Below are 17,793 nucleotides of genomic sequence, written 5' to 3'. Positions count from 1 at the left end.
GCATGGGCACATGGTGGCATACGGTTCCGCCATGGCGAGTGTTCTGGTGGTCGAGGATGACGCGAATGTCCGGACCGCCCTGATTCGGGAGCTGAGTGCCCGGTCGCACGTCGTGCGCAGCGTCGGAACCGCGATGGACGCGCTGCGCGAGGTCACGCAGTCGCCGCCCGACGTGGTCGTGCTCGACCTCGGGCTCCCCGACCTCGACGGCGCGGAGGTACTGAAGATGCTGCGCGGCATCTCCGACGTCCCGGTCATCATCGCGACGGCGCGGGACGACGAGCCGGAGATCGTCCGGTTACTGAACGCCGGCGCCGACGACTACCTCATCAAACCGTTCTCCATCGAGCACCTCAGCGCCCGGCTTGCGGCGGTGCTGCGCCGGTCGGCGCGCTCCGGACCCACCGCGGAGCTGAGCGTCGGCGGCCTGCACATCGACCTCGACCGGCGGGAGGCCCTGCTGGACGGCGAGCCGCTGGAACTGACCCGCCGCGAGTTCGACCTGCTCGCCTACCTCGCCGCCCGCCCGGGACGGGTCGTGGCCCGGCGCGAACTGCTCGCCGAGGTGTGGCGGCAGGCGTACGGCGACGACCAGACCATCGACGTCCACCTGTCCTGGCTGCGCCGCAAGCTCGGCGAGACCGCCGCCGCCCCCCGGTACCTGCACACGGTGCGCGGTGTCGGGGTCCGGCTGGCCGAACCCGACCCGCGGTCATGAGGAAGACGCTCGTCCTGGTGTCGCTGGCGGTCACCTCGATGGTCGCGCTGGCGTTCCTGATCCCGCTCGCGCTGACCGTCCGGGAGATCGCCCGCGACCGCGCCCTCACCACCGCCGAGCGGCAGGCCAGCGCGCTCGGTCCCGTCCTCGTCGTCACCGAGGACCCCGCCGCCCTCGAACGCGCCGTCGCCAGCACCCAGGCCGGCGCCGCCGGGCGGATGACCGTGCACCTGCCGGACGGCGGGCTCGTCCCGAGGACCACCCGCGGCGACTTCAGCGCCGGCGACGAGCAGCTCACCGAGGCCGGGCGGCGCGGGCGCTCCTACACCGCCCGCGTCAACGGCGGCTACGCCCTCCTCCAGCCGGTGTCCCTCGACGCCGGCCGCACCGCCGTCGTCGAGGTGTTCCTCCCCGACGACGACCTGTCGCGCGGCGTCTGGAAGGCGTGGCTGGTCATGACGACGGTCGCCTGCGCGCTCGTCGCCGGGTCGGTCGCCGTCGCCGACCGGCTCGGCAACCGCATGATCCGCTCCACCCGGCGGCTCGCCGAGGCCGCGGGCGCGTTCGGGGACGGGGAGCTGTCGGTCCGCATCGAACCGGACGGGCCGCCCGAGCTCGTCGAGGCCGGGCTCGCGTTCAACGCGATGGCCGACCACGTCGTCCAGCTCCTGTCCGCCGAACGCGAGATGGCCGCCGACCTGTCGCACCGCCTCCGCACCCCGATGGCGGCGCTGCGCCTCAACGCCGAGGCGCTCGGCGACGGGCCGGTCGCCGAGCAGACCCGCGAGGCCGTCGACCGCCTCGAACGCGAGGTCGACCAGATCATCCGGACCGTCCGGCGACCCACCGGGCGCGGTAGCTGCGACGCGTCCAAGGTGCTGCGCGACCGGGTCGCGTTCTGGTCCGTCCTCGCCGAGGACGAGGGGCGCTCCTGCGAGCTGATCGGCGCCGAGGGGCCCGCGCCGCTGCCGGTCCCCGGCACCGAGCTGGCCGCCGCCGTCGACGCGCTGCTCGGCAACATCTTCCGGCACACCGCCGAGGGCACCGGCTTCGTCGTCACCCTCCACCAGGGGCAGGGCGTCACCGGCATCCTCGTCGCCGACGGCGGCCCCGGCATCGCCGACCCGGACGCGGCGCTCAAGCGCGGCAGCAGCGGCGGCGGGTCCACCGGCCTCGGCCTGGACATCGCCCGGCGCGCGGCCGAGTCGAGCGGCGGCTACCTGCGCATCCACCGCAGCGTCCTCGGCGGCGCCCAGGTGCAGATGTGGTTCCGGACGCGCTGGCTGCCGCCCTCCCGCCGGTCCCGCCGCTCCCGCCGCCTCGTCGGCCGCCGGCACTCCCGCGCGTAGCGGCCCGCCCTAGCGGGAGCTTAAGCGCGCCTTAACCGCGAGAGGCGCGCCTCTCTCCGGCCCTACCTTGAGCGCCATGAAGCGCCCCCGCCCCCAGCACGTGGCCGCCGCGCTCATCGGCGTCGTCGGCCTGCTCGTCGCCGCCCTCATCGCGGTCGCCGGCGTCCTCGCCAGCGGCAACATCCCGACGGCGCCCAGCTCGTACCGGGTCCAGATCGTCCGCGTCGCGGGCACGGGTGCGGAGTTCGCTCCTTAAGCCGACGTCGCGGAGGCGGCCGGGGTCACGTCGTTCACGCCGGCGTTCGTGACGTCCGCCGGCGGCCCCTCGCCTTCAGCGGGGCGTTCGCCTAGTCGCGCACGTGGTCGCCGGTCGCGCCGTCGATCAGCTCCCGGAGGACGTCCATGTGACCGGCGTGCCGCGCGGTCTCCTCGACCATGTGGATGAGCACCCACCGCAGCGTCACCGCCGCCCCGTGCCAGGCCGTCCCGAGGGCCTCGACGTCCAGTTCCCCGATGACCCGGTCCGACGCCGCCCGTGCCCGCTCGTAGAACGCGACGATCTCCGCCGTCGTCTCCCCGGGCTCCACTCTCAGGTCGGCCTCCGGGTCGTCGTCGTCGAACGGCAGCGGCTCGGTCTCGCGCCCGAACGTCTCGCAGAACCATCCGTACTCGACCGCCGCCAGATGCTTGACCAGCCCGAGCAGGCTCGTCCCGGACGGCGTCATCGGCCGTCGCGCCTGCTCCTCGTCCAGCCCCTGGAGCTTCCACAGCACCACGTCGCGATGCCGGTCGAGCGCGACCCGCAGGCTCTCCTTCTCACCGCCGGTGTACGGCACGTCCTCCATGCCCGGGACGCTATCAGCGGTACGGCGGCGGGAGCGGGCCGGCGGCCATGGCGGCCGCCGGCCCGACCGCGGTCAGCAGTTGGAGTACCTGACGTACCACTTGCCGTTGCCGTTGCCGAGCTTGTAGTCGGCGATCCAGCGGTGGTTGTTCATCTGCACCCACAGGTAGCCGTCACGGCGCTGGATGGTGTCCCAGTCCGTCCAGACCTGCGTGCCGTGCGCCAGGGCGCCGATCTTGCGGTAATGGAGGCCGGGCCCGGTGCGGACGTTCAGCCCGTTCACCGGGAGCACCGTCCCGCGGCACCAGTGGGTGCGCTCCTCGTCCCGGCTGAGGAGCCGGTCCATGGCCTTCGCGGCGCCCTCGGGCCCGACGACGATGGCCCCGGGGCCGTGCCCTTCCTCTTCCTGCAGCTGCTGCTGACCCGGCTGCGGCTGCGGCGGTGGCTCAGCCTGGGCGGCCGCCCCGACGCTCAGCGTCCCCGCGGCGAGCAGACCCGCCACCAGCCCCGCACCGAGCTTCGTACCTACGCGCATCTATCTCCTCCAGAGTCGTCCGTCTTGCAGTCGGAACATTACCCAAAGTAACTCTGCTGAGACACAATGTGACGAAGACTCTTCTTGCCCTGAGCCGGGACTCCGCTCTCCACGGCCGGGCGGTCCTCTCGCCGCTGACGGCGGAGTTCAGGCCGAGCGGACCCGGCGCGCCAGGTCGTGCGCGCGGGAGGACGGCCGAGGCCATGACCTTGTTGTTTACCCGCGAGGCCGGTGCTGTTTCGGTGACGTCGAAACCACCGGGAGCCAATTCCGGGAGTCGGAGCGGCCCCGGACAACTCCGGGAAGTCCGGCCGCGCCGCACGCTTCCTCCGCGTTTCTTTCGCCGTTCTCGCAGCCGAACAGGACTCCGCGCGACTTGCCCGGACGACCCCCGACTCCCCCTGAATAAGGCTTGCTCAGCGGTTCCCTAAGTGAGGCCCAAGCCTGGATTCTGTGTCGATCCAGGTGGGGGAGGGGCGCCTTTGCGTCCGATGTCTTGGGGAGCCAGGTCGGGAGCACGCTCGTCCCTACGCGGACTTGGTCTTGCGGGTGAAGATGTCGTTCATGTGCTCAGCGCCGTCGCGGATCTCCGGCTTGAGCTGGTGGCGGTAGACGGTTTCGGTGATCTTCGTGCTGGAGTGCCCGACGAGGATGCTGATCTTCTCTATGGGGACGTCGTGGTCGCTCATGAGGGACACGAACGTGTGCCGTAGCTCGCGGGGGCACCACTCGGCGGGGTTGAGGTTCGCCGCTGTGAGCAGCCTGCGGAACCGGTGCCGGACGTGTTGCGCGGTGTAGGGGCGTCCGTCCTCGTGGCAGAACACGAGATCGTTGTCCTGGTACGCCTCGCCGGCCTTGAGCTTCTCGGCCGCCTGCCTCGTCTTGTGGCTGCGGAGCGCATCCACGCCCATGTCCGCGATGCCGAGTCCGCGTCGGCTGAGCGCCGTCTTGGTCTCGCCCTTATGGCGGTCGGCTCGCAGGACGTAGACGGTTGCCTTGTCGAGATCGACGTCACTCCACTTGAGGGTGCGGAGTTCCTCCGTGCGAAGCCCCGAGACGATCGCCAGGACGACGTACGCGCCGAACCGGTGCTTCGGCCTGCTTGCCTCTTCGAGCAGCGTGCTCGCTTGCACCAGGCTGAGCGAGCGCGACTTTCGGGCGGGCTTGCCGTCTGGGGTGTCCACCAGTTCGGCGACGTTCCGGCCAATGCGGTCATGGCGCGCCGCCCTGCGGATCGATCGCTTGAGGATGCTGTGAACGATGCCGAGCGAGGACGAGGTGAGGTGTTCGGCTCTGCCATTGAGCCACGTCTCGACGTCGTCGGCCGTGAGTTCCTTGAGGCGCGTCCGTCCGATGAACGGGATGAGTTGGTGATCGGCGAGTGACCGGTAGACCTCGTTGGTCTTCGGCGACTTGCCGGACTTGGCGAACGCGGCGAGGAACTCCTCTACCGCGTCCCGGACGAAGTAGTTCCGGTCCGTCTTGACGCCCTTGTCCAGCTCTTCGACGGCCTCTTTGAGCTTGTCCTTGACCTCTGTCTTGGTGCGCCCCTTCCTCTTGAGCCGCTTGCGCTTGCCGTCCGGGCCGAAGCCGAGCGAGAGCGCGCCGGTGTACCCGTCGCCCTCCTCGTAGATCGACCCTTCGTACTTGCCGACCAGGATCTTTGCCAACGGATCCCTCCTCGTGTCGATCGAGGTCACCACCGACCATAACTCAAGGCGTCCCAAGACGTCCCTAGGTTGGGAGGCCCGTTCTGCGGAGCGAGGTGTCCGGACGGGCCTCCCGCGCGGATGTCAGCGCTTGGCGTCTTCGAGGGAGGGCTCTTCCAGGGAGGTGACGAACTCGGCGAGGTGCCGGTCAGTGATGCGGCGCAGCTTGCCGATTTTGATGCTGCGGAGTTGGCCGGTGCGGATCAGGAAGTAGACCTTGTCCCGTCCGATGCTGAGGATCTCGGCCACTTGCTCGACGGTGTACGCCTGCAGGGGACACCACCTCCTCTCACCCGGGCTTCGTCCCGGGGCCGTGCGTGGATGTGGGTGGGGATCATCTCCTCGGTTGCGGTGTGTGATCGTCTCTCGTCTCGTCTCATGGACGTCTCAGCCGCCCATACGCGCAGACGCGCGCGAGACGAGACGTTGAGACGATCACCCGGTGTGATCGGACGCCTTGTAGCGGCCTCGTCCGACTTGAACGGCGTGGCCGGCCTTCACCAGCTCGGCGAGGCGCCGGTAGAGGGTGGGACGGCTCAGCTCTGTGAGCATCAGAAGATGGGCGATCGGGAGGCCCTCCTCCGGCGCGCCGTCCAGGGCTTTCCTCAGCGCCGTCTCGGCGCGGTCTTCGTGGGTCGGTGTGACGAGGGCGGACGGCTCCAAGACGGGCGTCATGTGGGCCTCGTCCAACGCGCGCGAGGAGACCTCGTCCAGCGCGGGACGAGTGGACGCGTGGCGCTCTGCCGTGTCGGCCACGGTGGCATCGGTGAGCAGGTAGGCGCGGCCTCGCCGAGGTGTGTCGTGTTCGGGCGCGGACAGCAGGAACTTGCCGGGAGCGTCGAGGGTGTGGCCGTGCCATCCGGCGCTGAGCATCCCCTGCCCGAGGATGAGATCGACGTCCTTGCGCTCCCGGACGCGGAAGCTCACTCGTACGTCCATCTGTGACCGGACGGCGCCCTTACCCATGGCTTTCTGCGTAGGCCGCTGCGTGGCCGCGATGAGCGTTACGGCGACGGCGCGCCCTCGCCGTGCGATCGAGTCCGTGTCGCTCGCTGCGTCGGGAGCGTCATCGGCGAGTTCGGCGTACTCGTCCACGACGATGACAAGCGCCGGATGTTCCGGCGTCGGATCCCACACGCGCCGCCCGTTGGTCGCGAGCCATTCGGCGCGAGCCTCCAGGACGGTGACGGCGTTGCGCAGCATGGCGCGGGCTTGCTCCGGTGTGGTGGCGAGTCGATCGATGCAGGACGCCCACGGCTGGAGTTCCATCCCGCGCTTGAGGTCGATGGCCCAGATGACGACGTCTCGGCACGCGCTGAGGTTGCCCATCAGGACGTTGATCCCGCCGCTTTTCCCAGAGCCGGCCACGCCCCCGAAGAGCCCGTGACGTCGCAGCAGCAGAACACGCGCGCCGGTCGCGTCTTCGAACGGGCCGAGGTCGATCGGTTCGGTAATGGACGAGACCGACGGCCCCGGCCACGGAATCGCATCGGCGTGCGGGTCCCTGTCGAGTACCCGCAACTCGAACCGGTTGGCCTTGCCGTCGCGCGTCGGTGCGACGCGCACAGCACCCCGGAACGTCCCGAGTGCCGACTCGATAGCCGGAACCTTGGCGATGACGTCCTGGATCGTCTGGCCGCGTGCCAGGGCGAACCGTGCGCGCCATCCCCACACGTCCACTACCGCGGATTGTGCGCGTGATCCGGCGAGGCCGACGTCCCGCGCGATGTCCGGCCACGCGGCTATCTGCCGATCGACTCGGACTCTTGCACGTCGTCTCCGGTGCACCCACCATGGCGCGGCGAGCACGATTCCGCCCCCGGCCAGTACGAGGGGAAGCGGCGGAACCGTGGGGCCGAGCGCGGTAGCCGCAGTCAGCCACCCGCCCGCTCCCAGTGCGACAGCAGCCGCATAGAGCCGCTCGATTCGCGGTGAGAGGCCCAATCTCTCGCCGAACATGGCGAGAGCCCAGGCCGTCACGGCGGAGACGCTCAACAGCCACGGCCACCACTCCGGGTGTGCGACGTGCAAGACGGCGCCGCCTAGGGCGAGCGCGGCCACCAGATGGAGCGGGCCCAGTTCGGACCGGTACCGCCACAGGGCCCGCGCGACGAGTACGGCGGCCATGTCCGGGAACTGGTCGTCACGGTCGATGATCACCATGGGTTGCAGCCCATGGCGCCGCATCTTGTGAGCGTGCCGCCGCATTTGACGCGTCCGGCTCACGAGCGCCCCCATGACTCCGGGGGAAGGTGGCCTTGCGCGCGTAGTTCGTCGCGCAGGTAGTACAGCGGATCCGGTTCGCCGTCACGTTCGGCTCGGAGGGTGGCACGCCCCGCAGCCGCCAGATTCGCGCGGTCCCGCCGGACTTTCGCCAGCAGGGTCGAGAGCCGGGAGATTTCGGAGAGGAGCGCAGGAACATCGGCGAGCGCGGCGTAAAGCCGCACCCACAGATCTTCGATGGACGGCATCGCGTCGGAAAGGCTGGAGAGGATCTCACGCGCGGCAAGGCTGCGCGTTCGGACCTCTGGCACGTTGACCTTGACGTGCGGCGGAGTTTCAGGCACCAGGGCATCCCTCCCTTCGCTCGGGGACGTCAGTGCTGAGAAAGGGACCGGACGAGGACGGTCACCAGTCGGCGGATTTCAGGCGCGGCACTGGTCGCGGAAAGGAAGAACCCGAACAGCAGACACACCGCGATGTGCCAGCCGCGAAGTCCCATGTACCGCCACGCGACCCACACCACGGCGCCGAGGATCGCTACCAGGGGAAGAGAGACGTTCACTGACGGACCTCCTCACAGCCAGGGAGTCGGATACTGCGGGCCGCGCCCACGCCGAAGCCACCGGGCGCGAGCGCGGCACTTGCGGCACCTCCGGCTACCGGGCTCGACGCGTGCGCCGCAGGGGCACGTGTGACTGGTGATGACGCGAGGCATCCGCATGTTCACCGCCCCGCCGGTACCCGGGCCGGCGCGTCATCGCACGTTCGGGTACTGAGCACCCGCCTGGAGGCGGTACCGACACGGGACGACTCGGCGCGCCGGCCCGCGGTCCGGCGCTCCTCGGCGTGGATGCCGATGACGAGCATGGCGAAGATTCCGCAGGTGGAACCGGCGAGGAAGACGGCGAGGATCGAAGCCAGAACGAGGATCACGTGTGACCCCTCCTCTCGTAAGGCCCGTATCCGGCGAGGACGGTCCGGGCGGTCGGTGACTACGAGAAAGAGAGTGCGCCTGAGCTGGGGGACGAGATCACTACATGACTGGACGTGTTCATGACGTCCTCATAGGGTTGACTGCGTCCTTGGACGTCCCGGAATCCGGACGGGTGCATGCCGAACGAACGCTTGCGGGCAGCATTGCTTGAGCGAGGTCTGACGATTGCCACGCTCGCCGAGTCCATTGATGTCGACCCCAAGACGGTCGAACGGTGGATCACCAAGGACCGGACGCCCTACCGAAGACACCGATACGCAGTAGCTTCACGGCTCGGCCTGGACGAGTCCTACCTATGGCCCGAGGCCCTCTCAGAGGAACAGGTCACAGCCGCGTCCAGCAGCGAGGTCATCACGATCTACCCGCACCGTTGGGCGGTCCCAAGGGACGCATGGGGACGTCTCTTCGCCACAGCGAAGGAAGAGATCGGCGTCCTGGTCTACAGCGGCCTTTTCCTCGCCGAGGACAACGGCGCATTGAACATCCTCGCCGACAAGGCACGCGCTGGCGTCCGCGTCCGAATCCTCCTCGGCGATCCCGATTCACCCCAAGTCGCCACACGCGGTGCTGACGAGGGCATCGACGAGGCCATGGCAGCCAAAATCCGCAACGTGATCGTGCTCTACCGGCCTCTCCGTGCAGTCGAAGGCGTTGAGTTCCGCCTACACAGCACGACCCTATACAACTCGATGTACCGAGCCGACGATCAACTGTTCGTCAACACACACGTCTATGGCCTACCGGCCTCAAACGCGCCCTTCTGGCACCTACGCCGAGTAGCCGGCGGAGACATCGTCAACACCTACCTACAGAGCTTCGAACGCGTCTGGGAAGCTGCCAAACCACTACCACCGGGGGACTGATGGGCCGCAGGATCGACTACTACGACGACCCCAATGCCCCAGCAGCAAACAGCATCGTCCCATCCGTCAACGTCGTGGTAGAGAACGACAAGGGCGAGATTCTAATGATCCGCCGCACTGACAACGACAACTGGGCCGTGCCGGGAGGCGCGATTGATCTAGGCGAATCAGTGACTGACGCTGCTATCCGGGAGACTAGAGAAGAAACCGGAATTGAGGTAGAAATAATCGGTTTGATTGGAATCTATAGCGACCCCAAGCATGTTATTCACTACACCAGCAATGACGAAGTTCGCCAGGAATTCTCAATATGCCTTGCAGGCAGAGGTCTCGGAGGGGTTCCAACACCCAGTGATGAATCGCGAGAAGTCAAATGGATTGCCCCTCGTGACATTGAGAAGCTTCGGCTAGATCGTTCTATGCGACTCCGCATTAAGCACTACATCAACAAAACAAGTCCGGCGATTATGTAGACGAGACTGAAAACATCCTAGAGAACTAAATCCTAGGTTTGGTTACTGAGCGCCCAGCCGGAGCACCTGGCCACTAAGTTGTCACTCATCTCGAGGAATCCCAGGGTGATCGAGAGCGGCGAGTACCCTCAGCGCCTCGGGAGATCTGGGGCTGACAAAACAGTAGCTCTGGGGAGGGTGGAACGAACTCGTTCCTCTTAGTTCGCTCAGAGAAATCGGCTGATCGAGAGCATTGGGGTGCTCGAGCGAAATTGCCGATGCGGTGGCCGTGCCTTCAAGGTACGAATCGAACTCGGTTCTGCTAAGTCCAAGGGCCCGACGATGCGCAGACCAGATCTCCGCAGGTGTGGCATGGTCGACCTTAACTACTCGTACGGTTCCAAGAATCGCCATCACAGGGGAGCTGGCGTAGATGAGCAGGATTGTGCCCGTTGGAAGTCCTACTCGTTGCCGCCGCAGCTCGACTGTTTTGCTTCCACCTAGGATTGCTTCAGCGAACCTGGGTTTAAGCGCGAGCAAAGCTGTTCTAGGGGTTATTGTCTGCACGAGTGCCCTCATGGTAGATAGAAGCGAACAACGTCGGAGTAACATTACGGGGAGCCTGCACATTACCGGCGAACCGATCTCTAGCAAATGCCTCCTTCAGCCTCTTGCCAGCAATCGGTCTGCGGAAGATCTCTGTTCGTGTAAACCTTAGTGCCTGCGCCTTCCCGTTTTTTGCAGCTCTCTCAATATCCTGGAGATTCCATACCCCCAATCTACTGAATTTGGAATGAAGTACCTGGGGAGAATCGACTTCTACCTCCTCGAGCAAAGAGCATGCAAATACTGCCGCTTCGCTCTTCTCTCGTCCTTGACTTTTGTACCAGAGTAGACGCGCCGGAGCAGATAGCTGAAGTCCGCCTGGAGTGCGGTAGTACACATGCTCCCGGCCGAGCCCCAATTCATCCTTCCTGAAAAGAGGCAGGGGTGTCGGAAATCCGAATAGCATAGACGAAAACGTTGGTTTAATGGACAAGATGAAATTAGGAATTTCCGAATCGACAATCTTTGCTGGCCAGAGAATTCGCTCGATTTCTGCGGTCGCAAACCGGGAAAGACCTACCCGCACGTCAAAATTGACTTTCAAGCCCGCTCTAGCAGTCGCGTGGCCTGCGGCGCTGAGCACATCTGAAGCCGGTCCAATAACATCCACGACAAGGGCGACGAGAGAATCGTTGACCTGCATGAATCCGTCCAGGAGCGCAGCCCGTCTGATCTGGGACGGCAGGTGCCTGTCAGTGATAACGACTTCGGTCAGACCATTCTCTCTGCACTCCCGACGAAACTCGAAAAGAGCATGTTGCACGAGCGTAGGGCTAACTGGATGTCGGCCATCCACGCGAAAAAGAGGGATCTGGAATCGGTCGGCGACTGCCCCCGAGACGGTGAGTAGAACGGGCCTATCTTCAGAATCTCTTACCAGGGTTCGGTTCCAGTGACTTGGATGCAGTCGGGCAGCACGGAGGGTCTTCAAGAAGTCAGATGACGACTCGTGGTCTGCGGAATTTTGGAAGATTGATAGCTCCGCGTGGTCGCTCGCTGTGACTTTAGCCGACCTGAAACTGGTGCCTTCTACATCGGACGGTCGGTAGACCTCCGACCTCGAGAGTTCATCGATTTTGACCACTACATCAGAGGGACGCATTATTCTTAGGCCCAGCGCGCTATCAGACACAGGACCGTAAGTAGATATCAGGTCATCGTCCTGAGTTACGAATACGTCTGCGCCACACGCCGCCGCTTCGGCAAGATAGCGAACATGCTCGGAGAATGTGTTCCTGATACGCAGAGGAAGAGATTGTTCAACGACCCCCCGCCTCAGTGCGTTATTGAAAGAGTCGGCTAACTGCCGATCGAAATTGGGCTTCAAGTAAGCTTGATCAAGCGAGGAGAGGTAAAGCCGACGTCGAGAAGCGTTAGGTGATTTGCTGACCTCTCTGAATAGCTGCGGAGTGGCCAGAAGTTGAAGCTTCTCGAGTAGATGATCTTCTATTAGAGTGAGACTTTCATGCGCACTCTCCCGCTTTGGTTTATCGCAGAGATCGCGCAGTATATTGAAGTCGAGAGCGGCTTTTATGAGGGGCTGGAAGTTGCCTGTGAATAGGTCAGCATGAGTTGGGTTAGGTCGATACCAGACAATGACTTTTGCGCGATCCGCGCCGCGACCGATCTTTTCTGAGCGGGGATAGAAACCAATAGCACTCCACATTTCACCAAGGCCGTAGTCTTCCCGGCAGCTTGCGCGAATGCCCGAACGCTCCGGGTAGAGCTCGATTATCTTTTCGACTAGCGCACGTGCTAGACCTCTCTTCTTGTGATCCTCCCTGACAACTAAGTGTGTGAGAGTGATTTCGTTTCGAGGAAGGCCGTAGAGCGCGTAGGCAACAACTTCGTCTGTTTGAAGCGCTGCCAGAAGACCTCCCTTGCGGGCGGCCTCGAAGAATGCAGCTCGCGGCAGAAGACCGATGGTCCGCCTCGCTCGATCGCCAAGCGTGATTACTTCTCCCATATGCTCATCGGACGGAGTAATCCGCTCAAGCCGGTAGTCGCTCACCTTCGCACCTCCCTCCTCACTTCATAGCATCAAAGGGGCGGAGTTTCCAGCCTTCTGGATGTCCACCTGCGCTCCCCCGGGCCGTCGACCGTAGCGCGGCGGTAAGCCGGCAGAGCGGAGGGTCATCGGAAGTTTGATTGTTGATAACTTTCTCAGCTACGAGAATCCGCCGTCGCAATACCAATCGCTATCCGCCAGTGCATGATAAGTGGCAGATTGCCAACTATTGATATGCACCCGATGTCGACTTGCCGCCTGGCTTCTAAGGTGATCTCGAATCAGAACCGCCCCATTGGCAATGTTGGAGTGGTAAAGCTGTTCTAGATGGAATTTAATGTTATTCAGTTCGTAGGCGGCTTGAGCGGCATAGAGGCTCGCCAAGCCAAATGTCCTGAAATGGCGTTTGACGCGCTCTTTCATAGTGTCGTCCCACTCTTCGGGTGGGGAGACATAGAAGACGAGTGCAGTCGGCTTATTTTCAAGAACTTTCGCCTTCAGCCAAAGGTCGTTCTCAATATCGTCGAAGTATGGATGAAGAGTTTCATCTTCACTGCACGAAGGAGCTGTGTCTAGTTTCGCCTTATTGCAGTCGCTGCAGGCCGGCACCAGGTTATGTGGGTTGACAACGAGATGGGGGAAAAGTGACTTTGGAAGATGATGGTCAAGGGTAGAAACCTGTCGTTGTCCGCATAGTGGACATAGGCCGTGTCGGGCCGCGAGGATGATTTCGTCATAAATGGGTCTCCCAGGACCTTGTCTTCTTACCATGCCGTTTTTGTATAGACTGATCATTTCCGGATTGGTGACCTCGGGGTCAGAGGAAAACTGTCGGGGGTTCAGTGTATGAAGGGAGTTGCTTCTGGCTGCCTCAACGTACATTTGATCGGAGGCAACAATGTCGCCTTCGACGTTCTTCAGGCGGCTCTTCAAGGATTGGTTCTTAATCCGGCTGGTGCATTCTTGGAAGCTACTTATCGCTGTGTGGGTTGGGGGACTGGTACGCCACATACTAGATTTCGTTCTCCACATCCCGAGCCGCTATGAGTGCTCTAACGAGCGCACGCGCCTCCCCGCCTAGTTGGTCACTGAATCGGGCCAATATATCTTCGTAGGCACATCCATCGCTGACCAATTCTCCGAGAATCCGGTGGAATCCAGATCTTGTAAGCTCGAGCCCGAAAATTTCTCGGGTCAAGATTCCAACGTTTTCTCCGAAAGTTTCCAGCCCAGGGCGCTCTGCAACAATCTCCCTTCCAGAACGACGAAGTTTCCATGCACAGCTCCGAGGAACCTCCTGGAGGATGACTGGAGAATGTGTAGCAATTATTGCAACCCCATTTCGATCTATCAGTAGATTTGACAGTGCCCGTGCAAATGCGCTGAGTAGTGGCGGATGAAGATGGGCCTCGGGTTCATCTAGAAGTACGAGGGAGCGCTCTTCAACAGTTTCCACGAGGCGAGTTATCGTCAACAAGACGATTTTGTGCCCCGAACTCAGGCGGCGGAATAGGAGCGTAGCTTGTTTACGCAGTTCGTCGTCATCAGCCGTTGCATCAGCCAGGTCAGCGACGCCGGCATCATTGAATATTGGATCGGCCTCGAGCATTTCTAGTGCCCGCCTCCAGCGGACCAGGCGGGCTCCTCTAAGGCAGGATTTCACGCTTTCGCTAAACTCCTTCGCCAAAGCCCGCCAGTCTTTCGGGGGTTTTGGCCCCTTTTCGCCAGCCCTTTTTATTGTTTTCAATCCTATATATGCATACTGTATTGAGTCTACTTTGTTGCGTGGAGTGCTGATGGGTTCAAAAGGATCGAAGGCGCTAAAAGTAACTGATACGAGGTTGACGAATCCACCGTCTCCAAGAATATTGAACTCTCCTACATCTCCCTCTGATCTATCGCCCGCCCACGCTAGTGCCATGTGGTGAAGGATGTGAGTCTTGCCGACACCGTTCCGGCCTATTAGTACATGTATGTTTGTCGGTGGCTGCGAATCTGGAATTACGTCGAATTCTAGTGTTATCGGCTCTTCTCCATACGCGTCTCCGGTCGCGGACGTGTAAGTGAAATGGTATTCTGAAAGACGGGTGCCGCCTTGTGCGAGGCGACGTAGTTGACCTTCCACCATGGCTTTTGGAACCGACCGAAGAAGAGACATTCCTGTAACCTCTTCCCTGAGACAACGCCGGAAGAGATTCTGGTCAAGAGCCACATCACGCAGAGCGCGTAGTACAGTATCGCGAGTCTCTTCTCCGAGAGAGTTCAGTGACTGGTAATAGCTGTCGTCTTGACCTAGGGAGAAGAATCTGTTGTCGAGCTTATCAAATATTTCTGGTATTTCTGGGCGTTCCTGTTCTTTGCGCATACTGAATTGGCCTATTTTTATCTGACCAATATGCATTACATTTCCGTCTGGGTTCCGATATGCCAGGTCGTACTGTGTTTTGTAGGTGAACCAATCGTCCCAGTTGTCGGTGATGAGATAGAATCCGGGCGGGAATTCTTGCAACTCAGAACGAGTGCCCGCTGGTAGAACTGCGAACGTCATTCCGCGGATGCCTTTCCAGTGTTCGATTAAGGCGCTATTGTTTTGGCTTGTGCTTGGTGGCGGCTTTCGTGGCTCCGGATGGTTGTGGCAATGATCGTTCGGAGTATACGGGGACCGTTTGCGTCTGGTCAGACACTTTTAGATCTTGTGTCGGTCCTGTGACAGGCAACATACGAGCCGAGCCGCTTGCCTCAGATGGTGCTGAGGTCTGGGGGTTACCCGGCGACGTGGGTCTGGCGTTGTACGGTGTGGACGGCTTGGAGGAGATCCGCTTGAGCCTTGCTGATGAAGCGGGTTACCAGATGAGAAGGTCCGTAGCGCTCGCGTATCTCAGCGAGGCGGTCGTCTACCGTGGACGGTCGGCCATCCGGGTCCGTAGTCATGTCGCAATAAGTGAGCGCACGGACCAGACCTAGGTCAGTGTTAGGAAACTCCCTGGCTAGATGCTCGGCTAGCCCGCGCTCTCTGGCTTCGACTGGGGCGCAGGAGTGGTTGGCCACCAAGCGGCAGAGGTGCTCTTCGGCGTGGTGCGTGGCTCGGAGGTAGCGGGCGCCGTCTAGCGGGTGGAAGCCGGTGTCTGCGAGGTCCGGGGCGTAGCCAATGTCGTGAAGCCAGGCGGCGGCCTCTAGGAGCTCGGCCTTGTCCCCGAGTATGGGGGCGAGCGTGCGGGCTTGCCGGGCTACGCCCTGGGTGTGGGCCCAGCGGCGGGGGAGTGGGGTCTCTAGATGCTTCCGTGCGAGGTCGCGTGCCCATGCTGCGGTGTTCTTCTTCATGGGATCGACGTTACGGGGAGGCGGGTGGACTTCCACGGGCGTAAGGGGCTCATCTGGGGACGTCTTGGCCGACGTAGCGTCCTTTGCCGTGGACGCAGGTGACCAGGCCGGCAGTTTCGAGGGTGATGAGGGCCGCGCGGGCGGTGGTGCGGGACACGCCGTGGCGTCGGGCGAGGTGTGTCTCGCTGGGGAGCGCATCGCCGGGTTGGAGGCGTCCTGTCTCGATCTGGTGGCGCAGGTGCGCGGCGATGTGCTCCGTGCGTGTGCGCGGTGGGGAGTCCGTGTCCAGGGCGAAGCGCCCTACTCCGGGGTGGACGGTGATGAGGCCCTCGGCTTTCAGGCTGGACAGGGCCCGCCGCACGGTGTTGCGGGCAACGCTGAACTCGGCGCAGAGGGCGGCCTCGCTCGGTAGGCGGGTGCCGGGCGCGTAGGCGCCGTTTATGAGGCGGCGGCGTAGTACGTCGCTGATGTGCGCGTAGGTGCCCCAGGCCGTGCGGCGGGTCATGTCTAGAACTGCTCGCCTCTCATGGCGTCGAACGACGCTGCAACCGATGGTTTGAGCAGGATGCTCAACTTGTCCGCGGCGGAGCGGACGCGCTTGCACGGCGAGAGCCATAGGCCCGTGCTGGACAGGTACCACCAGGTGCCGTTGCCCCAGGCCACGGAGATGCTCTCGCCGACGGTGGGGCTGTGTTCGGAGTAGACGCGCAGGAGGGTGCGGGGAGTCTCGGTGCGGAGTTGCGTCTTCCAGCCGTCAGCGCGCAGGACGAGGGCGAGGCACATGAGGTGCCAGCGTGCGCGCCATAGGCCGCTGTAGGTGGGCGGAGGCAGCGCGGTCGGTGCGGTTGGGGGCATGAGCACCCACCGCGCTACCTCCTCCCCACCCCATGAGGCCGTGCTCCCCATCACGGCCTCGTCCGGTGACGGCTGCGGGGCTCGATCCCGTGCCATCACCGGGTCCTCGGGCGTGCGGTCTTCGCGCGCTCGGCCTCGTTGACGAGGGCCTCGCGCAACGCGGCGTGGTCCGAAGCGATCACGGTGGGGTCCACGCCGGCGTGCGGGTCGTGCAGGCTCGCCACCCAGTCTCCGAGACGTCCGTCCCACCGCGTGGCGCGCCATATGCGGTGGCCGGTGAAGTCGCGACGCAACTCGGCGAGCGCCTTCTCCGCCGCTTCTGTGTCGGCCTTGTAGGTATCGGGGGTGGCCTGAGTGGGCCGTTCGGTGGACATGGTGGGCTCCTCGACTTGCATGCTCCGTTGGTACGGGGTGGCGTGTTCGCCTGTGTCTTGAGCCTTCCGTCCGGTGTGGGACCTCTCCATCGGCATCTAGGGACGTCTAGGGACGTCTTCTGTTAGCGTCGTTTGTGTGTCGTTCTCACTTGCATCGCGGGAGGCCCAGTGAACGACCTGTTGCGGCGTGCTCTTGCAGACGCGCACCTCACCGAAGCCGACGTTGCAGCGCGGTTGAGTGTGGACCCCAAGACTGTTCAGCGGTGGGTCGCGGGGCGCGTGCCCTACCCGCGTCACAGGACGAGGGTCGCGTCACTGGTCGGACGAGACGAGGCCGACTTGTGGCCGCAGCTCGCCGTGGCGAACATGCGAGCAGAGCCGCCCGTGATCGATGTCTTGGCCACCTACCCGCACCGCTGGGCCGTCCCTCGTCCGGTGTGGCACCAACTCTTCCGTGCAGCCCGTGACGAGATCGGCGTACTGGCCTATGCGGGACTCTTCCTCGCGGAAGACATGGGCATCATGCGGGCGCTCGCAGAGCGAGCACGTGACGGCGTCGCTGTTCGCATCTTGCTTGGCGACCCGGATGGCACGTGCGTTGCTGAGCGTGGCTGTGACGAGGGAGTAGGTGAATCCATGGCCGCAAAGATCCGGAACGCCCTGGTCCACTACCGCGCGCTGCGCGAGGTGGACGGCGTTGAGATCCGGCTACATGACACCGTGCTCTATAACTCCGTCTATCGCGCCGACGACGATCTACTGATCAACCCGCACGCCTACGGCATCGCCGCGTCCCACGCTCCCGTGCTTCACCTACGGAGGGCAGAAGACGGAGACATGGCGAGCACGTACCTGGAGAGCTTTGAGCGGGTGTGGTCGGGCGCATCGCCGATGGCGTAGCAGGCACGCAGAAGCCCCAGTCACGCCCCGGAACAGGGCGTG

General features: G+C 63.6%; 22 protein-coding genes. 6 read left to right on the top strand and 16 right to left on the bottom strand.

What is annotated here, in order from left to right; all coding sequences use genetic code 11:
- Positions 1–31: 31 nt before the first annotated feature.
- The 3 genes from SM611_RS10795 (at position 32) to SM611_RS10785 (ending at position 2,323) form a co-directional block, all read left to right on the top strand.
- Entirely contained in the window at positions 32–718 is a 687-nt protein-coding gene (locus SM611_RS10795) for a response regulator transcription factor (protein WP_371949187.1), read from the top strand.
- Entirely contained in the window at positions 715–2,067 is a 1,353-nt protein-coding gene (locus tag SM611_RS10790) for a sensor histidine kinase (protein ID WP_371949185.1), read from the top strand. The genes SM611_RS10795 and SM611_RS10790 overlap by 4 nt, the downstream gene beginning before the upstream one ends.
- A 76-nt stretch (positions 2,068–2,143) precedes the next feature.
- A complete protein-coding gene (locus SM611_RS10785; RefSeq protein WP_371949183.1) occupies positions 2,144–2,323 on the top strand; it encodes a hypothetical protein in 180 nt (59 codons plus the stop codon).
- A gap of 91 nt (positions 2,324–2,414) precedes the next feature.
- Here SM611_RS10785 and SM611_RS10780 read toward each other — a convergent pair whose 3' ends face one another.
- The 8 genes from SM611_RS10780 to SM611_RS10745 all read right to left on the bottom strand — a co-directional run bounded on the left by SM611_RS10780 (position 2,415) and on the right by SM611_RS10745 (position 8,311).
- On the bottom strand, positions 2,415–2,912 hold the full coding sequence (locus tag SM611_RS10780) for a DinB family protein (protein ID WP_371949182.1): 498 nt from the start codon (positions 2,910–2,912) through the stop codon (positions 2,415–2,417).
- A 72-nt stretch (positions 2,913–2,984) separates the two neighbouring features.
- The gene (locus SM611_RS10775; protein WP_371949181.1) at positions 2,985–3,446 is read right to left on the bottom strand and encodes an SH3 domain-containing protein; all 462 of its coding nucleotides are present in this window, start codon (positions 3,444–3,446) and stop codon (positions 2,985–2,987) included.
- A gap of 527 nt (positions 3,447–3,973) precedes the next feature.
- Entirely contained in the window at positions 3,974–5,116 is a 1,143-nt protein-coding gene (locus tag SM611_RS10770) for a tyrosine-type recombinase/integrase (protein ID WP_371949180.1), read from the bottom strand.
- A gap of 123 nt (positions 5,117–5,239) precedes the next feature.
- On the bottom strand, positions 5,240–5,428 hold the full coding sequence (locus SM611_RS10765) for a helix-turn-helix domain-containing protein (RefSeq protein ID WP_371949485.1): 189 nt from the start codon (positions 5,426–5,428) through the stop codon (positions 5,240–5,242).
- Between the two features lie 162 nt (positions 5,429–5,590).
- A complete protein-coding gene (locus tag SM611_RS10760) occupies positions 5,591–7,318 on the bottom strand; it encodes an FtsK/SpoIIIE domain-containing protein (RefSeq protein WP_371949179.1) in 1,728 nt (575 codons plus the stop codon).
- Positions 7,319–7,377: 59 nt separating this feature from the next.
- On the bottom strand, positions 7,378–7,722 hold the full coding sequence (locus tag SM611_RS10755) for a hypothetical protein (RefSeq protein ID WP_371949178.1): 345 nt from the start codon (positions 7,720–7,722) through the stop codon (positions 7,378–7,380).
- Between the two features lie 29 nt (positions 7,723–7,751).
- Positions 7,752–7,940, bottom strand: a complete 189-nt coding sequence (locus tag SM611_RS10750) for a hypothetical protein (RefSeq protein WP_371949177.1) — start codon at positions 7,938–7,940, stop codon at positions 7,752–7,754.
- 161 nt (positions 7,941–8,101) lie between these two features.
- Positions 8,102–8,311, bottom strand: a complete 210-nt coding sequence (locus SM611_RS10745; protein WP_371949175.1) for a hypothetical protein — start codon at positions 8,309–8,311, stop codon at positions 8,102–8,104.
- Positions 8,312–8,488: 177 nt separating this feature from the next.
- Between SM611_RS10745 and SM611_RS10740 the strand changes: the two genes are divergently transcribed.
- Both SM611_RS10740 and SM611_RS10735 read left to right on the top strand, forming a co-directional pair.
- Positions 8,489–9,235, top strand: a complete 747-nt coding sequence (locus tag SM611_RS10740; RefSeq protein ID WP_371949173.1) for an XRE family transcriptional regulator — start codon at positions 8,489–8,491, stop codon at positions 9,233–9,235.
- Positions 9,235–9,708, top strand: coding sequence for an NUDIX domain-containing protein (locus SM611_RS10735; RefSeq protein WP_371949171.1), 474 nt, complete (start codon positions 9,235–9,237; stop codon positions 9,706–9,708). The genes SM611_RS10740 and SM611_RS10735 overlap by 1 nt, the downstream gene beginning before the upstream one ends.
- An 81-nt stretch (positions 9,709–9,789) precedes the next feature.
- On the opposite strand, the gene SM611_RS10730 is transcribed toward SM611_RS10735, so the two are convergent.
- The 8 genes from SM611_RS10730 to SM611_RS10695 form a co-directional block, all read right to left on the bottom strand.
- Positions 9,790–10,266 (bottom strand): ASCH domain-containing protein, encoded by a 477-nt coding sequence (locus SM611_RS10730; protein WP_371949170.1) that lies wholly within the window; start codon positions 10,264–10,266, stop codon positions 9,790–9,792.
- The gene (locus SM611_RS10725; RefSeq protein ID WP_371949168.1) at positions 10,235–12,304 is read right to left on the bottom strand and encodes a GNAT family N-acetyltransferase; all 2,070 of its coding nucleotides are present in this window, start codon (positions 12,302–12,304) and stop codon (positions 10,235–10,237) included. The genes SM611_RS10730 and SM611_RS10725 overlap by 32 nt, the downstream gene beginning before the upstream one ends.
- 156 nt (positions 12,305–12,460) lie before the next feature.
- Entirely contained in the window at positions 12,461–13,234 is a 774-nt protein-coding gene (locus tag SM611_RS10720) for an HNH endonuclease (RefSeq protein WP_371949167.1), read from the bottom strand.
- Positions 13,235–13,313: 79 nt separating this feature from the next.
- Complete coding sequence (locus SM611_RS10715) at positions 13,314–14,849, bottom strand: AAA family ATPase (protein ID WP_371949165.1); 1,536 nt, start codon at positions 14,847–14,849, stop codon at positions 13,314–13,316.
- Between the two features lie 215 nt (positions 14,850–15,064).
- Complete coding sequence (locus tag SM611_RS10710) at positions 15,065–15,622, bottom strand: HD domain-containing protein (RefSeq protein ID WP_371949164.1); 558 nt, start codon at positions 15,620–15,622, stop codon at positions 15,065–15,067.
- A 49-nt stretch (positions 15,623–15,671) separates the two neighbouring features.
- The gene (locus tag SM611_RS10705) at positions 15,672–16,127 is read right to left on the bottom strand and encodes a winged helix-turn-helix domain-containing protein (RefSeq protein WP_371949163.1); all 456 of its coding nucleotides are present in this window, start codon (positions 16,125–16,127) and stop codon (positions 15,672–15,674) included.
- A 2-nt stretch (positions 16,128–16,129) separates the two neighbouring features.
- Entirely contained in the window at positions 16,130–16,477 is a 348-nt protein-coding gene (locus tag SM611_RS10700) for a hypothetical protein (RefSeq protein WP_371949162.1), read from the bottom strand.
- A 95-nt stretch (positions 16,478–16,572) separates the two neighbouring features.
- On the bottom strand, positions 16,573–16,851 hold the full coding sequence (locus SM611_RS10695; protein WP_371949161.1) for a hypothetical protein: 279 nt from the start codon (positions 16,849–16,851) through the stop codon (positions 16,573–16,575).
- Between the two features lie 168 nt (positions 16,852–17,019).
- On the opposite strand from SM611_RS10695, the gene SM611_RS10690 reads away from it, so the two are divergent.
- Complete coding sequence (locus tag SM611_RS10690; RefSeq protein ID WP_371949160.1) at positions 17,020–17,751, top strand: DUF5919 domain-containing protein; 732 nt, start codon at positions 17,020–17,022, stop codon at positions 17,749–17,751.
- Positions 17,752–17,793 lie beyond the last annotated feature (42 nt).

Origin of the sequence: Actinomadura monticuli (genome assembly GCF_041463655.1) — a bacterium.
GTDB classification, from domain to species: domain Bacteria; phylum Actinomycetota; class Actinomycetes; order Streptosporangiales; family Streptosporangiaceae; genus Spirillospora; species Spirillospora monticuli.
This window is presented reverse-complemented; position numbering and strand designations above follow the sequence as displayed.

Bases quoted from the DNA above. Each gene is read 5' to 3' on its own strand.
- SM611_RS10715 (WP_371949165.1), bottom strand. From the start codon at position 14,849: ATGACGTTCGCAGTTCTACCAGCGGGCACTCGTTCTGAGTTGCAAGAA.
- SM611_RS10790 (WP_371949185.1), top strand. From the start codon at position 715: ATGAGGAAGACGCTCGTCCTGGTGTCGCTGGCGGTCACCTCGATGGTC.
- SM611_RS10795 (WP_371949187.1), top strand. From the start codon at position 32: ATGGCGAGTGTTCTGGTGGTCGAGGATGACGCGAATGTCCGGACCGCC.
- SM611_RS10760 (WP_371949179.1), bottom strand. From the start codon at position 7,318: ATGGTGATCATCGACCGTGACGACCAGTTCCCGGACATGGCCGCCGTA.
- SM611_RS10695 (WP_371949161.1), bottom strand. From the start codon at position 16,851: ATGTCCACCGAACGGCCCACTCAGGCCACCCCCGATACCTACAAGGCC.
- SM611_RS10705 (WP_371949163.1), bottom strand. From the start codon at position 16,127: ATGACCCGCCGCACGGCCTGGGGCACCTACGCGCACATCAGCGACGTA.
- SM611_RS10740 (WP_371949173.1), top strand. From the start codon at position 8,489: ATGCCGAACGAACGCTTGCGGGCAGCATTGCTTGAGCGAGGTCTGACG.
- SM611_RS10780 (WP_371949182.1), bottom strand. From the start codon at position 2,912: ATGGAGGACGTGCCGTACACCGGCGGTGAGAAGGAGAGCCTGCGGGTC.
- SM611_RS10700 (WP_371949162.1), bottom strand. From the start codon at position 16,477: ATGCCCCCAACCGCACCGACCGCGCTGCCTCCGCCCACCTACAGCGGC.
- SM611_RS10710 (WP_371949164.1), bottom strand. From the start codon at position 15,622: ATGAAGAAGAACACCGCAGCATGGGCACGCGACCTCGCACGGAAGCAT.
- SM611_RS10730 (WP_371949170.1), bottom strand. From the start codon at position 10,266: ATGAGGGCACTCGTGCAGACAATAACCCCTAGAACAGCTTTGCTCGCG.
- SM611_RS10775 (WP_371949181.1), bottom strand. From the start codon at position 3,446: ATGCGCGTAGGTACGAAGCTCGGTGCGGGGCTGGTGGCGGGTCTGCTC.
- SM611_RS10735 (WP_371949171.1), top strand. From the start codon at position 9,235: ATGGGCCGCAGGATCGACTACTACGACGACCCCAATGCCCCAGCAGCA.
- SM611_RS10785 (WP_371949183.1), top strand. From the start codon at position 2,144: ATGAAGCGCCCCCGCCCCCAGCACGTGGCCGCCGCGCTCATCGGCGTC.